The sequence below is a fragment of the Candidatus Bathyarchaeota archaeon genome, from assembly GCA_026014585.1.
Lineage (GTDB): Archaea > Thermoproteota > Bathyarchaeia > Bathyarchaeales > Bathycorpusculaceae > Bathycorpusculum.
Genome location: JAOZIA010000024.1, coordinates 345,434 through 359,615 on the forward strand (window position 1 = coordinate 345,434; position 14,182 = coordinate 359,615).

At 39.8% G+C, this 14,182-nt stretch carries 14 protein-coding genes and 1 tRNA gene; 9 read left to right on the forward strand and 6 right to left on the reverse strand.

Annotation, left to right across the window (positions count from 1 at the left end):
• The first annotated feature begins 7 nt into the window (after positions 1-7).
• Positions 8-1,984, forward strand: a complete 1,977-nt coding sequence (feoB, locus tag NWF01_11055) for a ferrous iron transport protein B (protein MCW4025554.1) — start codon at positions 8-10, stop codon at positions 1,982-1,984.
• A 40-nt stretch (positions 1,985-2,024) separates the two neighbouring features.
• Here the strand turns inward: feoB and NWF01_11060 are convergent, their stop codons facing one another.
• On the reverse strand, positions 2,025-2,294 hold the full coding sequence (locus NWF01_11060; GenBank protein ID MCW4025555.1) for a TRAM domain-containing protein: 270 nt from the start codon (positions 2,292-2,294) through the stop codon (positions 2,025-2,027).
• A gap of 123 nt (positions 2,295-2,417) precedes the next feature.
• A complete protein-coding gene (locus NWF01_11065; protein ID MCW4025556.1) occupies positions 2,418-3,311 on the reverse strand; it encodes a tRNA (N(6)-L-threonylcarbamoyladenosine(37)-C(2))-methylthiotransferase in 894 nt (297 codons plus the stop codon).
• 211 nt (positions 3,312-3,522) lie between these two features.
• Here NWF01_11065 and NWF01_11070 point away from each other — a divergent pair, with 211 nt between their 5' ends.
• The 3 genes from NWF01_11070 (at position 3,523) to NWF01_11080 (ending at position 4,726) form a co-directional block, all read left to right on the forward strand.
• On the forward strand, positions 3,523-3,678 hold the full coding sequence (locus NWF01_11070) for a ribbon-helix-helix domain-containing protein (protein MCW4025557.1): 156 nt from the start codon (positions 3,523-3,525) through the stop codon (positions 3,676-3,678).
• Positions 3,671-3,952 (forward strand): hypothetical protein, encoded by a 282-nt coding sequence (locus NWF01_11075; protein MCW4025558.1) that lies wholly within the window; start codon positions 3,671-3,673, stop codon positions 3,950-3,952. Before NWF01_11070 ends, NWF01_11075 begins: the two co-directional genes overlap by 8 nt.
• A gap of 63 nt (positions 3,953-4,015) precedes the next feature.
• Positions 4,016-4,726, forward strand: coding sequence for a DNA alkylation repair protein (locus tag NWF01_11080; protein MCW4025559.1), 711 nt, complete (start codon positions 4,016-4,018; stop codon positions 4,724-4,726).
• A gap of 1 nt (position 4,727) precedes the next feature.
• Here NWF01_11080 and NWF01_11085 read toward each other — a convergent pair whose 3' ends face one another.
• The 3 genes from NWF01_11085 to ablA all read right to left on the reverse strand — a co-directional run bounded on the left by NWF01_11085 (position 4,728) and on the right by ablA (position 7,835).
• A complete protein-coding gene (locus tag NWF01_11085) occupies positions 4,728-5,831 on the reverse strand; it encodes a glycosyltransferase family 2 protein (protein ID MCW4025560.1) in 1,104 nt (367 codons plus the stop codon).
• A 136-nt stretch (positions 5,832-5,967) separates the two neighbouring features.
• Complete coding sequence (locus NWF01_11090) at positions 5,968-6,492, reverse strand: GNAT family N-acetyltransferase (protein ID MCW4025561.1); 525 nt, start codon at positions 6,490-6,492, stop codon at positions 5,968-5,970.
• A complete protein-coding gene (gene ablA, locus NWF01_11095) occupies positions 6,492-7,835 on the reverse strand; it encodes a lysine 2,3-aminomutase (protein MCW4025562.1) in 1,344 nt (447 codons plus the stop codon). The genes NWF01_11090 and ablA overlap by 1 nt, the downstream gene beginning before the upstream one ends.
• 165 nt (positions 7,836-8,000) lie before the next feature.
• Between ablA and NWF01_11100 the strand changes: the two genes are divergently transcribed.
• The 5 genes from NWF01_11100 to NWF01_11120 all read left to right on the forward strand — a co-directional run bounded on the left by NWF01_11100 (position 8,001) and on the right by NWF01_11120 (position 13,834).
• On the forward strand, positions 8,001-9,002 hold the full coding sequence (locus tag NWF01_11100; protein MCW4025563.1) for a hypothetical protein: 1,002 nt from the start codon (positions 8,001-8,003) through the stop codon (positions 9,000-9,002).
• A gap of 106 nt (positions 9,003-9,108) precedes the next feature.
• A tRNA-Pro gene (locus tag NWF01_11105) sits at positions 9,109-9,186 on the forward strand.
• 1,150 nt (positions 9,187-10,336) lie between these two features.
• On the forward strand, positions 10,337-10,996 hold the full coding sequence (locus NWF01_11110) for a hypothetical protein (GenBank protein MCW4025564.1): 660 nt from the start codon (positions 10,337-10,339) through the stop codon (positions 10,994-10,996).
• Between the two features lie 734 nt (positions 10,997-11,730).
• Complete coding sequence (locus tag NWF01_11115; GenBank protein MCW4025565.1) at positions 11,731-12,528, forward strand: radical SAM protein; 798 nt, start codon at positions 11,731-11,733, stop codon at positions 12,526-12,528.
• A gap of 466 nt (positions 12,529-12,994) precedes the next feature.
• Positions 12,995-13,834 carry a hypothetical protein gene (locus tag NWF01_11120; protein MCW4025566.1) on the forward strand — a complete coding sequence of 280 codons (840 nt, stop codon included), beginning with the start codon at positions 12,995-12,997 and terminating at the stop codon, positions 13,832-13,834.
• On the opposite strand, the gene NWF01_11125 is transcribed toward NWF01_11120, so the two are convergent.
• A complete protein-coding gene (locus tag NWF01_11125) occupies positions 13,831-14,154 on the reverse strand; it encodes a C2H2-type zinc finger protein (protein ID MCW4025567.1) in 324 nt (107 codons plus the stop codon). The two genes, NWF01_11120 and NWF01_11125, sit on opposite strands and share 4 nt — an antisense overlap.
• Positions 14,155-14,182: the final 28 nt, after the last annotated feature.

Consider the following 14,182-nt stretch of genomic DNA (forward strand, 5'->3'; position numbering starts at 1 on the left):
AAATCAAATGTTTCACAACAACAAAAACAGCAAACAACCCATCAAAGGCAAGCACTTAACCATCGCCCTAGCTGGAAACGCTAACGTGGGTAAAAGCGTAATCTTTAACCGATTAACGGACTCTGACCAAATCGTAGGCAACTGGCCAGGCAAAACCGTTGACCGCGCAGAAGGTACACTACACTTTGAGGACCACGAAGTCACCTTAATTGATTTGCCAGGTATTTACTCCTTTTCTACGTTTTCCATGGAAGAGTTAGTTTCACGAGACTACATTGCACTTGAGAAGCCTGATGCAGTTATCAACGTGGTTGATGCTTCGATTTTAGAGCGGAACCTGTTTTTCACAATTCAACTGATGGAAATGGGTGTTCCCTTAATTGTGTGCCTAAACCAAGTGGACGTAGCCAAAAACAAAGGCATAAACATTGACAAACAAAAACTCGAATCCGCCCTTGGCGTTCCTGTGGTGTTTGCGGTAGCCCCCCGGGGTGAAGGCATATACGAATTGGCAAGAGAAGCCATAAAAGTAGCCGCCCATAAACCCAAGCCTAAACACTTAAAATATCGACATGATGTCGAAGAAAAAATCGAAAAACTACAACAAACAATAGAAAAAGCAAACCTTGACCTACAATACCCCGCACGTTGGCTATCAATCAAACTGCTCGAAGGCGACAGCGAAATCACCAAACTCGTAGCGGAAAAATCCAAAACCGTAGCCGACGCCGCCAAAACCATCTCACAAGAACTCTCCAGCAGTTGCCAAGAACCCTGCTTCTCAATTGTTGCCTCAGAACGGTATGCCCTTGCAAGTTCCATTGCCGCGTCTGCACTTCACCAGAGCGAAATAAAGAGCACCTGGTCAGAAAAACTTGACTGGCTAACGACCCACCATGTTTTGGGTTATCTCACTTCGATGGGTGTTATTGCAGGATTACTGCTGTGGACATTTTTTGTAGGCAATGCCCTGTCAGGGGTAATCTCTGATGTACTAAATCAGATTCAACCGCTTGACCCCGCTCTGTCAGCAGACCAGCCGCTTCTGTCAATAGTAGTTAACGGTGTTTGGGGCGGATTTAACGCAGGCTTAACTCTGATTATCCCGTTTGTGATTCCATTCTACCTGCTACTAGCCATGATTGAAGACTCAGGCTTGCTCACACGGGTTGCCTTCATGATGGACAGCGTTATGCACAAAATCGGTTTACACGGCAAAGCCTTAATCCCAATAATTCTAGGCTACGGCTGCAACGTACCCGCCATTCACAGCTGCAAAATCATGGAAACAAGACGCGAACGCCTACTAGCAGCGTTTGCCATAACGTTCGCGCCCTGCTCAGCTCGAACCATAATTCTGTTTGGCATGGTGGACTTGTTTGTTGGGGTTCACTGGGCTTTACTGCTCTACGTGGTTGATGTCGCCGTGATTTTCCTGCTGGGCCGTGTTGCCATGAAGGCTGTTCCCGGAAAATCTACAGGATTAATCATGGAAATGGGCGCATTCAAAGTACCCTCGCTCAAGGTAGTGCTTAAGCAGACATGGTCACGGACAAAATCAATCATTTACGTGGTCTTCCCAATCTACATTGTAGGCAGTGCACTAATACAGGTACTTTTTGTGCTTGACGTATTAACTCCCATCAGCAACGCAATGACACCCTTAACGGTTTGGTGGCTTGGATTACCCGCCATTGCAGGCATACTGCTGATTTTGGGAACTGTACGAAAAGAACTCATACTAGTCGGCGCAGTTGCAATGCTTGGCACCACAAACCTGATGATACAACCAGACGGATTCACCGCTGTACAACTAGTCATTATGGCACTTGTGGCAATGCTCTATATCCCCTGCGTGTCCACAGTGGCGATTTTGGGTAAAGAGTTTGGGTGGAAAGCAGCAACAGTCATCACCCTGGCAAACATTGGCGCAGCACTGCTAGTTGGCGGATTTGCCTTCCGGCTTCTGTCACTGTTTGTTTAGCATTTCCTTTTCTTTTTTAGCACTAACTAAAAAGCGTTTACTAATCGGTAACTAATTCACCGACAAGATAGGTTTCAGGTGCCTTAGTTACCTTGACTTTGAGAGTTTGTCCCAACAAATCATTCCCACTTTGAAGTACGACAGGCTTGTAGGCAAAATTGCGTCCAACCCACGAACCAGCCTTTTTACCACGCTCATCAATCAGCACCTCACCAACCCAACCTAGCCACCGTTGATTTTGTTGGGCTGAAATTTGCCGCGCCACCTGTGCCGCCAAGGTGCTTCGACGCTTTTTCTCAGTAGATGGCACTAAGTCTTGGTTGATTTTAGCTGCGGCGGTGAGGGGGCGTGCGAAAAATTTGGAAACGTTGGTTACGTCGGGTTGGACTTCGCCTAAAAGCTTGAGGGTATTGTCAAAGCCGTTTTGGTTTTCTCATGGGAAGCCAACGATGATGTCTGTTGCAAGGGTTAGTTCGGGAATTTTGGAGCGAAATGCCGCCACGATTTGTCGGAATTGGTTTGCAGTGTAGAATCTTTGCATTCCCTGCAGAACAGAATCGTCGCCGCTTTGGATGGGAAGATGTAGAAATTTAAAAAATTTGGGGCTTTGGAACGCTTCAATTAGTGGTTCTTGCATGTCAAAAACCATGTTTGGCGTCATCATGCCCACGCGGATTTTAAAATCACCTTGTAAGTTTGAAAGCGCTGATAGCAACTGGGGCAGATTAGTGCCGATATCTCGTCCATAGCAGGCCGTGTCTTGGCTGGTTAACCAGAACTCTTTAGCGCCAGCATCAAAATCCTCCCTGACACGCCCAACTATTTCGCCTATTCGGTAGCTTCGCAGGGGTCCACGAGCAAATTTCACAGCACAATAGCTACAAGAACCCAAGCAACCGTAGTTAATCGGAATGACACTAATTAATGCACCCGACTTGACTCTTGGCAGGTTGAACCGGGGCGTGTTAAAACCCTCAAAATCCACCACACGCTCTCCAGCCATAACACGCAAAACCACATTCACAATACATTCGCCAGCAGCGGCACCCAAAACAGCGTCGAAGCGAACTTCACGTTCCAGCCTTTGGAAGCTAATTTTTGGTAGACACCCGGTGATGATGATTTTTTTGGTTTTGGGGACGCGTTTGATTTCGTCAATTACTCGGTTTTCGGTTGGTCCTTTTACTGCGCAGGAGTTGAAAATTATTAGGTCTGCTTGGTTGGGTGAGTTGGCAAGTTGGAAGCCTGCTTGGGTTAGGCATCCTGCTAGTGTTTCGCCGTCTGCTGTGTTTGCGGAGCAACCGTAGTTTTTTATGTGTATTCGCACTTGGGCACCTTGGGTATGGTACGTTGCATAGTCAGCAAACAATAAAAACGTAAAGGTGAATGTTGCTGAATTTACAGATTGATGCAACAACACCTTTTTTGCGTTTATATACTAAGTAACGAACATGTTTAAAACATATTTGTAGCATAACATATAGAAGTATAACTCTGAATAAGGCTTAATGAGTCATCAACAAGGGAGAGAACGTTAATTGAAGCTAATCACTCTGTATCTGCCTGAAACGTATATAAAAGCTTTGGACCAGCTTGTCGACGAACGGTTCTACCCCAACCGCGCCGAAGCTATCCGAGTGGCAATTCGCGACTTAATTTCCGCTGAAGTGTGGAGGAGAAAAGGCGTTGACTAAACACTTACATGAAGACGCATTAAAAATGCACCTAACCGCTGAGGACCCAAAAATCGAAGTTACACCAGAAACAATCGACAATTCTCTGGTTATTAGCACAAGATGCATTCCTCAGCCCAAACCAAAACAAGCAAGGATGGTTAAACCAAAAGTGACAAACAAAAAAAGCTGCCTAGACCGTGCAACAGCTTGCCTATTTGACTTAGAAGCAGGCAATGAACCCGAAAAGAAACTCGACATCGACTTCGGGCTCTACCAAATGGAAGACTTCTAATTCTTCCCTCCTCATTTTTAAATATCAAAAAACTTAAAATTTTCCGCCAACTGCTCATTCATCATGCAAAGCCTTCTCAGCCAAATACGAGCAGACCTAAAAGCCAGCGTTAACCAACAAACCCTCAAAACAGCACAGCACTTCTTCAAAGAACCCATCAAGGTTTACGGCATAAAAACAGCTGTTGTCAGCAAAATCGCCAAAAAACACTGGAGCCAAGCAAAAATGTTGAGCAAACTAGAGCTTTTTGAGTTATGCGAGGAACTGTTCCAAGCTGACTTCATGGAAGAAGCCTTCATTGTTTCTGAATGGTTACCCCGATATATTAAGCATTTAATCCCAGATGATTTGGCAACTTTTAGGGGGTGGATTGAAAAGTACATCAACAATTGGGCAAAATGTGACAGTTTCTGCAACCACACCATCGGCGACCTATTACAGAAATACCCCGAAACAATCAAGGAAGTACAAAGCTGGGCAAACAGCCAAAACCGCTGGCTCAAACGCGCCTCGGCAGTTTCGTTAATTGTGCCCGCCAAAAAAGGCTTATTCCTCAAAGAGGCCATTGAAATAGCTGACGCCCTTTTGCTTGACCCTGACGATTTAGTACAGAAAGGATATGGTTGGCTGCTTAAAGAGGAAAGCCGCAAACATCAAAAAGAAGTCTACGAATACGTGGTTAAAAACAGGCAAATCATGCCAAGAACTGCACTTCGTTACGCCATTGAACTGATGCCTAAAGAGTTAAAGGCAGAAGCAATTAAGAAAAAGTGAATCAGATTTTCCAGTCCACCGCGGTCTTTTTCCCGCCAAAAAACACTTGAAGATGCCCAATTATGATTATTGCCATCCAAATGTTGGCGTAAAAGAAGTAATACGCAAACAACTCATGAATTTTCATTTCAAAACCCATCTTGCGCGAGAAACCATAAAAGATGGCGGCTGTAATGCCAAAGCTTGAAAATGAAATTAGCAAAATTTTCAAAACATCCGCAGTTGCTAGCGAAACAAGAAAAATCGGCAGAACCAAGTTAAATTTTACAGACAAAAACAGTGAAAACACAAGCATTGAGTTATACAACCAAATACTTGGCACTAATGCGCTGACAAGGAAAATAGCAACGGACGGATACAAAAAGAACAGCCCAGGCAGAAAAACTTGGGGTTTTTTGATGAACCGTTTGCCAAGTTCACGCCACCACTCCTTAAGCCATAACGCTTGACCAACAGACCAACGGCTTCTCTGAGTGAGCCAGTTACGCCAATCCGAATGCACAACATTTCTAACTTCCACATCAGAAGTATACGCAAAACTGCCCTCATTTAGAAAAGAGCGCGTAGCAATGTCAATGTCCTCTGCAACAACTTTTCTAAAACCATTAACTTTCTGAAACATTTCACGTTTCATTGCAAATGCTGCGCCGTTAACTGCGGGGCATTTGTGCAAGCATTTAGAGGATAACCATGCGCTGATGTTGAAAGTAAAGTATTCGTAATATGCCATTCGGGAGAGGAACGAGTTGTCCTTTGTAACTTTCTTTTTGATATCTAAAACATCCACGTGTTCAAGTTCCATAACGATTTTTTTTAAAAAATCAGGGTCGTCTGGAACTTCCACGTCAGCATCCAAAAAAAGTAGCGCTTTCCCCGATGACAGGGGCACGGTGCTGTTGAGCGCGTTTGCTTTGCCGACTCTTTCCTTGTTAACTATGACTTTGGCTTTTTCAGAAAAGTTTTCGATATTTTCTAAAAAATCTTTTGAAGGCGCATCAACTGTTACAAATATTTCCTTAGCTACGCTTTGAGAACTAAGCTTGTTAATCATATTGCCTAGCTGGTTTGATTCTTTGTAAACGGGAATGAAGATGCTGATGTCCACAGCTAGTCCTCAATAGACGCGAGTTATAGTGATTGATATCCGCAAATTGCCTTTTAAATTATTCGACAGTTCAGTAGACAAGTGGACACTATACAGAAAAAAAATGGATAAATTTTGAAAAAAATTAGGTAAACAACTATATTTCAACAAGATTTTCCAATAAATCAGGAGCAATAGGACCAATCCTAAAGAGCACTTCAGCCTCATGTCCATCGTTCTCAAAATCCTCTTCACTAAACAAAATAGTCTCCTGATAACTCGCTTTCAGTAACAATGCAATTTCAACAAAGTTCTTTCTGGAAACCTTATTAGAAGGATTAATAGTGCCCTCAAAAAATTTTGCGCCAGCCTGCCTTATTTGATAAAGCAACAAAGTTTTCTGCAAACCAAGACCGCGGTAATCTTTGTGCACCACAATTTCCCAATTAAAAAAAGTATCAGGTCGTTTTGGCGGAACATAACCTGAAGAAAACGCAATCAAACGTTCACCATCAAGTACAATCATGCAGGTGTCAGAGAAGTCTCGAGCTAAAAGGAAGTAGGTATAACGGGAGTTTAACCCGACGTAAGGTCTGTTAGCGACAAGTAGCTTGTAGACTTCTTTTATGTCGCTTATGTTCACATTTCTGATTGTGAAGGCTGTGGCAGTTTTTTTGGGCATTATGGTAGCCCTGGATCATTGCTTTTTCTGCGTTGTAGCCTAATGTTGCCCTTTGGTACAAGAGATATCTCTTTTTTAGAACCATCGGTAAACAGTTTTTCGAGACCTACAAGATTTTTTTCGTCTTCGTCAAGTTTTAGTTGCAGGGCGCAGTTTTGGCAGTCTCGATTGCAACGCACGGGTTTGTAATCTTCAGGTTCATTGTAAGTTGTGATTACGCCTTCATAATTGCGCAGTATCACCTTGTTACTTGACCAGGAAATGATGTAATTTGGCATTACTGGAATTTTTCCTCCGCCGCCTGGTGCATCGATGACAAAAGTTGGAATTGCAAACCCGCTGGTGTGACCAAACAGGCTTTCCATGATTTCTATGCCTTTCCCTACAGAGGTTCGGAAATGGGTAAGTCCCTCGGATAGGTCACATTGGAAAAGGTAGTATGGACGCACTCTGTTTTGGACAAGTTTCTGGCAGAGTTTTTTCATGATTTGGGGACAATCATTAACTCCAGCTAAAAGAACTGATTGATTGCCTAAGGGTATGCCTGCATCTGCTAGTTTTCTTAGGGCTTCTTTTGCTGATGGGGTAAGTTCACGAGGATGATTGAAATGAGTGTTTATCCATAATGGATGATGCTTTTTGAGCACATTTACCAGTTCATCAGTTATTCGGTAAGGCAAAACAACAGGTGTTCTAGTTCCAATTCGTATAACTTCCACATGTGGTATATTGCGAAGTTCAGTTAAAATCCAGTCAAGGTATTTGTTAGGTAGCATTAGTGCATCGCCACCTGAGAGGAGAACATCGCGGATTTGTTTGTTATCTTTGATGTATTTTATGCCTTTGAGGATCTGTTGCTTGGATGGGTTATGGTCTGAATCGCCGACTTTTCTTTTTCTTGTGCAGTGCCTGCAATACATTGCGCAGCGGTTGCTGATTAAAAAGAGAACACGGTCAGGGTATCGGTGAGTGATTCCTTCTGTGGGGCTGTCTTTGTCCTCATGTAGCGGGTCTTTCATGTCATATTTTGAGATTTTTAGTTCTTCAGGGTTTGGGAAGGATTGCTTAAAGATTGGGTCTTGACGGTAATTTTCTTTATCAATCAAAGAAGCATAATATGGTGTTATGCTAAGAGGAAACTTTTCGATGGTTTTTTTGAGTTCTTGTTTTTCTTTTGTAGAAAACTTTATTCCTGTAAAATTTTCAAAATCTCTAATGGTTTTTATAGAATTTTCAATTTGCCATTGATAGTTTTTCCATTCAAGAACTGTTACCGTTCTATCAAAATTTTTTGAAACATAAGATTGATAACTGGTAAGAGGCTCACTTTTCTCTTTAATCAGATCTTTCGCTCTCCGAAATTAGACGTTTGTGTAAACAACCCATCTTTTTTATATATTTTGGAAAAACGCAAATTGAAAAAAAATGGAAGAAACACACCAAAATTAGCTGATTTTACCTGTTTTGAAGGCAAATTATTATTTGTACCCAAATACATAGGTCAATTTATGACTAAGGTTAAAGCAGTCAGCCTATTTTCTGGCGGGTTGGACAGCATTCTTGCAGTCAAGCTGATTCAAAACCAAGGCATAGATGTAGTAGCCTTCCACGTTAAAAGCCCCTTTTATGCACTAAAAAACGAGGGTGCAAGCGAATCCGAACTTGCAGCTAAACAGTTAAACGTGCCCTTGGTCACCGTTGACGCAGGCAAAGAATACATAAAAATGGTAAAACACCCCAAACACGGCTACGGAAAAAACATCAACCCCTGCGTAGACTGCAAAATCTTCTTTTTCAAACTAGCCAAAAAATACGCCAAAAAAATCGACGCTGACTTCCTCTTTACAGGCGAGGTATTAGGAGAACGCCCAATGTCTCAGCATCTGCCCCAGCTCAAAATAATTGAGGAAGAAGCAGGGCTAAAGGGAAAGTTGTTGCGTCCTTTGTCGGCGAAGTTGCTTCCTGAAACCGCGGCGGAGCGCAAGGGCTTAGTTGACCGCAGCAAACTGCTGGATATTTCAGGCAGATCCAGAAAGCCTCAGTTGAAGCTGGCGGCTGAATTTGGCGTTAAGTGGTTTCCGTCTCCCGCGGGCGGTTGCCTGTTGACCTGTAAAGAGTACGCAGAAAAACTTGAGGACATTTATAAGCATAAAAAGAGTGTTTCTGCCTCTGATGTTGCCTTGCTGAGTGTGGGGCGTCATTTTAGGGTTGGAAAAAATAAGATTATCGTTGGCAGAAACCAGACGGAAAACAAGCTGCTTTTGGAGAATAAGGGCTTTAACGATTTCTATTTTGAATTGCCAGACGTGGTGGGACCAACAACATTGCTGCAGGGACCAAAAACCAAAAAAGCCATTGAAACCGCCGCGGGCTTAACCGTGTATTACTCTGACGCAAAAACCCATAAAGCCTCCGTAACCTATGGACGCAAAAGCCTAAACAAAATAATGGTTGCAACAACTCCCAGCGAAAACCAAATTAGCAGACATAAAGTCGGCGCCAAAAAATAGAAAGCACTACTGGAAAAAAATTGTCAATTCAGCTTCAAGTTTGGCTTAGGGATGGCTAAGGTTTTTATGGTTCTTACGAAATTACATCACTGCAACCCAACAATGTGGGGCTTTCGGCTAGCTTGGTCTAGGCTTGTAGACTTGGGCTCTATAGACCCCGGTTCAAATCCGGGAAGCCCCACCAACTTACTTAAATTAGAGCTTAATTCTGTCTTTTTTAGGTCTATGTTATTAGGTTGACCCATTTGACCTATTGCTTTAGAATCAACATCTTTCGGTAATTCCTTAAGTTTATTCGCTATATATTGTAAAGTTTGCTGATGATACTCAAACTGTGGCTTACCATTTACTTGACCTAAATAATGTCTGGCTCTAGCATACTTTACCACTGCACTCTTATTGTAAAAAATTTGAATAGAAGCTAAGTTGCCACATACTTCACATTGGAACTTTACACATTTAATCTTCATACTCAGACTTCCATATGCTTGGAGCCCTCACGAGTATGCTAAGTTGTATTTAACGACCTCCTAACAAAAAGTTCTGGATAGTATTACCGTATATGCACTAAGATTTAGGTGTGGAATATTAACTCAATATTAACTAGAAAATGGGAAACAAATATGCGTTATAAACAGATACAACAGTTAGAACATAACATGCTTGTTTACCCTTTTTCTTAATGTGAACCAATCATCAGCAAATGCTTGGGTGTACAGTGAGTGTTACCTTCTAGTTATTCCCATATACACTGGAAACTATGCTTGTGGTCAATAAATAACTTGCATCAGACTCTGGACTATAACTCTACAAACTCAATGATGGTCAACATACCGGATAGAATAAAGTAGTTAATCCCTTTTAGCTTCCAAAAGAGCTGGAGGGTCATAATTGGGTGTAGTTATTTAATTAAGCCAATGCTGAGAATATAGTATGTGATATATGTGTTTAAAATATTGCCATGACATAATGGAAAGTTGCCATTTGGGCATACACTAGAAATCTGATTTTGCAGAGGTTAAAAAAAATTAGGGGCTAAAACTAAAAATTTTGATGCTTTCTGCCTCTCAAGAGCTTTTTTTCCATGCTTTTTCGCTAAAAATTGGAAACCTTTTTAAGATACCGAGAAGCAATGGTTAAGTGCATCAAAATTTTTAGCAGAGGTAACTCTGAATCGTTTGGTAAATCAAAAATCTAGGCTAGATGCATCTAATTAATAGGATTATGTTATTTCTCTCAGCATATTTGATGTTACTGCATTAGTTTGAGCGTTTAGCATATTTCTTCTCGCTGAGGCTCGGTCTAGACCTTAAAAATATTTTGGATGTGCTATTATGAATATAGACAACAGTATAAATGATGAAGAAAATTTTGATTGGAAAGAACTTCTCTTTGAAGACCTAGAAGATGAATCCTCCGAGGAAGAAGAAACTAATTTAACAGAAATATTTACCCCTGAAGAAATTGAAGAATACTTTTACAGCAACAAGAAACCAACACCATTCTCAGAACTTAGTAATTCCTTGAAGGGTGTACCCCTTGAGCAAGTGATTAGAAGGTATTGTACTTCAAACAAACTTAAGTATAATATGCTATTTACAGACTTAGCCAGGAATAAGAACCGCAAAGGTGCTAAAGGAAAAAAAGATGTTGATTTTGTAATAAATAATTATGCTGCAATAGAATCAAAGAATTGGGACTGTTTTGGAGGAACACAGTATACAATATCACCAAGGGACATGAACAACCAAGTTCTCAATAAATTTAATAATTATGCTAACCTCAAGAAAATACTAATTATTGCTAATCCTTGGTGGAATAGAGATACTATAAAGTATCTCATAAACAATAAAGTGGAAATAATTGAGGTGGGTTTTCAAGTTACCTTTGATACAACACTAATGGAGACAGCTTTTTGGAAAATAAAACCTCAGTTAGATACCTTACTATATATCCCATATCAACAGTTACACAGAATAGTTTTCACTATCTAGTATAAAGTATAAACATACATCTGCTCTGATGCTTCTTTACTCTAGTTTATCCAGTAATAATTAGCTTCTAGTTATAGCCTAAAAGGGCTTAACATAAAATAAAGAGAGAGGTGATTTTATGCAAGTTATTTGTCCTAGTTGTAATAAGGTTGGTCTTCTGCAAACTATTACACCAAGATATCACAGAGTTAGGCACTCACATAAAGTTGAAAATATTGCTGACAATGGACGACATTATATTGTAAGAGAGTTCACATATTGCAGAATCCCAACACTTTGGGCTCTAGATCAAATTAATGCTGAAGAGTTAAAATATCAAGAATTTGTTAGGCAATTAATGGCAGGAAAGTAAAAGATAAGAAAATACAGTCCCTCTTGTGCTAATTAAATGACTATTTTTCTATCAATTAGGGTTCATATAGATACAGCGTATATTACCATAGTTTTTCCATAGATTTTATCAAAGTTTTCATTTCAGGCAAAATTAAGTATAAACTTAGTTCCTTAGATACAGCGTATTACATTACATAATTTTCTGGTAGGACAGATTTACAATACACAGTAGCACAAGAAAACATACTATAGAACATAGCTGTCTAGGATAGGTCAATGGTTATCCTATTTTTTGTTTAGTTAAATTAAGTTTTAAATTTTAAAGAGGTGATAATCTGAAAATAAACGTTAGATGCAAAACTGATGTTCTAGTTCCTTCAAGAACTGCTTTTGGTTGGACCATAAATCCTTACAATGGTTGCAGGCACGGGTGTCTTTACTGTTACGCTAGAAAATATGAATACAACAAATGGATTAAACCTACACCAAGAAAGGACGTAATTGAAAAACTAAAAAAGGATATTAAAGTTCTAAAGAGCACAGATAAGATATGCAATATTCAAGACATCCTTCTAGGCTCAAACACTGACTCTTATCAACCACTAGAAGCGGAGTATAAGCAAACAAGGCAGGTTATTGACGAATTAATCTCCAATGAATTACCCTTCAGCATCCTAACTAAAAGCAATCGAGTTCTCAGAGATATTGATTTGTTTAAGGGCTATCAATGGTGCAGAGTTGGAGTTACTCTTACTTCTTTTGATGAAACATTCAGAAGAGACCTAGAACCATATACTGTTAGCTACGATGAAAGAATCAAAGTTTTAGTTGCTCTGAAAGAAAATGGCATCAGCACATATCTTAGTGGAGAACCCATAATGCCCGTTGAAGCATCAAATCCTTTGGAGATAGTGCATAAACTCAAAGATGTTGTGGATTTGTTTGAGTTTGGTTTGTACGATGATAAAGAAGATTATGATTATACGCCAGTAGCTTACAAAAAACATTACAATGATGACACTTATCATGCACCTATTTTCAGAGAGCAGATTCAATACTGTCAAGAGAATAACATTAACTACTGTAACTCATCACATTCTAGAGCGTTCTTTAAGAAAAACAATCTTCCATTCCAAAAATATCCACTGCTAAAGCCCCCGATGCCTAAAGCACAACAATGTTTAACAGCATTTTGCTAAGCCATTTAGAGATTTAGCTATACCCCATTTTTATTGCTAACTAAAACCTGTCTTAGACAGGTGTGATAATTCTGTATTGATAAGCGCGGTATTGCAGAAATAGAGATTGATAATATTACTAGTTTTATGCTTAAGCATTAGGTAAATAGGTATTCAAGGAAATACCTATAATGATATATCATCATCAACCTTAGCTACTAACATAGCCATCCTTTGAGTTTTTATTTTTGCCTCAAACTACATTGATTCTTCACGCAGAAGCAATCTATGGGTAGAACTCAACCATAGTACTAGCTAATCCCACAACTATATGCTGACTAAGGATTTGTTTCCGATGAAATTAAGCAACTGTTAATTGCTCAATTGATTGAGCCATAACTCGGCATATAAACATAGTGCAAAACTCTGCAATCCCAAAAATACAAAAGTGTTATAGGTTAATTATTATTTTTGGAGTTGGACTGAGATGGCTGATTTAAAGGAAGATATTGGATTAATATTAAGCTCAGCAATAGCTGGAGTTGGTGCTTTCCTTAGTTGGTTTTATCAATCAGGTCTCCTTGGTACAGTCACAGGCATAGTTATTGGTGCTGGAATAACTTATTTTGTACAAACTAGAACACAAAAGAGGCTATGGAAAAGGGAATACACCATTAAGATAACGGAACAGGTTTATGGTGAACTTTTTGGAGAAATAAAAATAATAATCAATAAACTTGAAAATGATTTTAATGAACAAATTATTCTCGAGAATAAATGGGCACAGATTCAAAATGACCACAGGTATTTCATGGTTGACCAGAAATTCAGAGAAGAACTTGATTCCTTTTATGCATCTCTTTCCCGGTATAACACAGCTTGTTGGAAATTAGGTTCTGAGGCTAAAAGGATATTGGAGAAAAGTGCGAAGATTATTTTTGATAAAAAGCCTGATAAAACTCCGCAGTTAACTTTTTCTTATGTTGATAGCGAGGGTAGAGAAAATTCTACTTTATTGCTTATTGATTCTGATCTAAAACATTTAACGACGCTTAAGCAGATGGAACAACAATGTCTCAGAAATTATGGACAGGACATCGTGGAAAAACAATTCAAAGTTAGTTTTCAAATAATCAACGGCACTCGTCCTTTTGAAGTTGATGATTCAGACCCCAGAGTTTCAAGCTATTGGGAACTCTGTTTAAAATTATTCAAGGAAGATGAAAATTTCTTAATTGCTACAAAGGAAAAAAACTATCTGGTTAAGCAAGCCCCTGAAATCAAGAAGGCTCTTGAAAAGCGAATTAGTGAACCTTGGAAAATTTAGAAGATTTGTGCTAACCACCAAGAGTAGTAAATTCCTATTAAAAGTGCGTAAATGAAGGTGAAGACTATTCCAAAAATTAGTAGGTTGTTAGCTAGTTCTTTGTCATCATCTTTTACGCCAACATAACCAATTAATCCACCTAAGATACCAAACAGGATTGGAACAAGAACCCATGCATTAGAGGGTTTACTTTTTTGGCTGTTCACAGTTAATGCGAGTTTTGTTTTCTCTTCATTTGTGTGAGTCTCATAATGTCTTAACATTTCTTCTTTAGAGTTAAACCTTCTCTCACAAACAGGACACCGATGTAATTTTCGCATACCCTTTCACTAGCGTATGTTTATTGTT

What these genes read in the sequence shown, in the direction of transcription:
- feoB (MCW4025554.1), top strand. Translation starts at nt 8, where the DNA reads ATGTTTCACAACAACAAAAACAGCAAACAACCCATCAAAGGCAAGCAC.
- NWF01_11080 (MCW4025559.1), top strand. Translation starts at nt 4,016, where the DNA reads ATGCAAAGCCTTCTCAGCCAAATACGAGCAGACCTAAAAGCCAGCGTT.
- NWF01_11090 (MCW4025561.1), bottom strand. Translation starts at nt 6,492, where the DNA reads ATGCCCAAAAAAACTGCCACAGCCTTCACAATCAGAAATGTGAACATA.
- NWF01_11100 (MCW4025563.1), top strand. Translation starts at nt 8,001, where the DNA reads ATGACTAAGGTTAAAGCAGTCAGCCTATTTTCTGGCGGGTTGGACAGC.
- NWF01_11110 (MCW4025564.1), top strand. Translation starts at nt 10,337, where the DNA reads ATGAATATAGACAACAGTATAAATGATGAAGAAAATTTTGATTGGAAA.
- NWF01_11120 (MCW4025566.1), top strand. Translation starts at nt 12,995, where the DNA reads ATGGCTGATTTAAAGGAAGATATTGGATTAATATTAAGCTCAGCAATA.
- NWF01_11125 (MCW4025567.1), bottom strand. Translation starts at nt 14,154, where the DNA reads ATGCGAAAATTACATCGGTGTCCTGTTTGTGAGAGAAGGTTTAACTCT.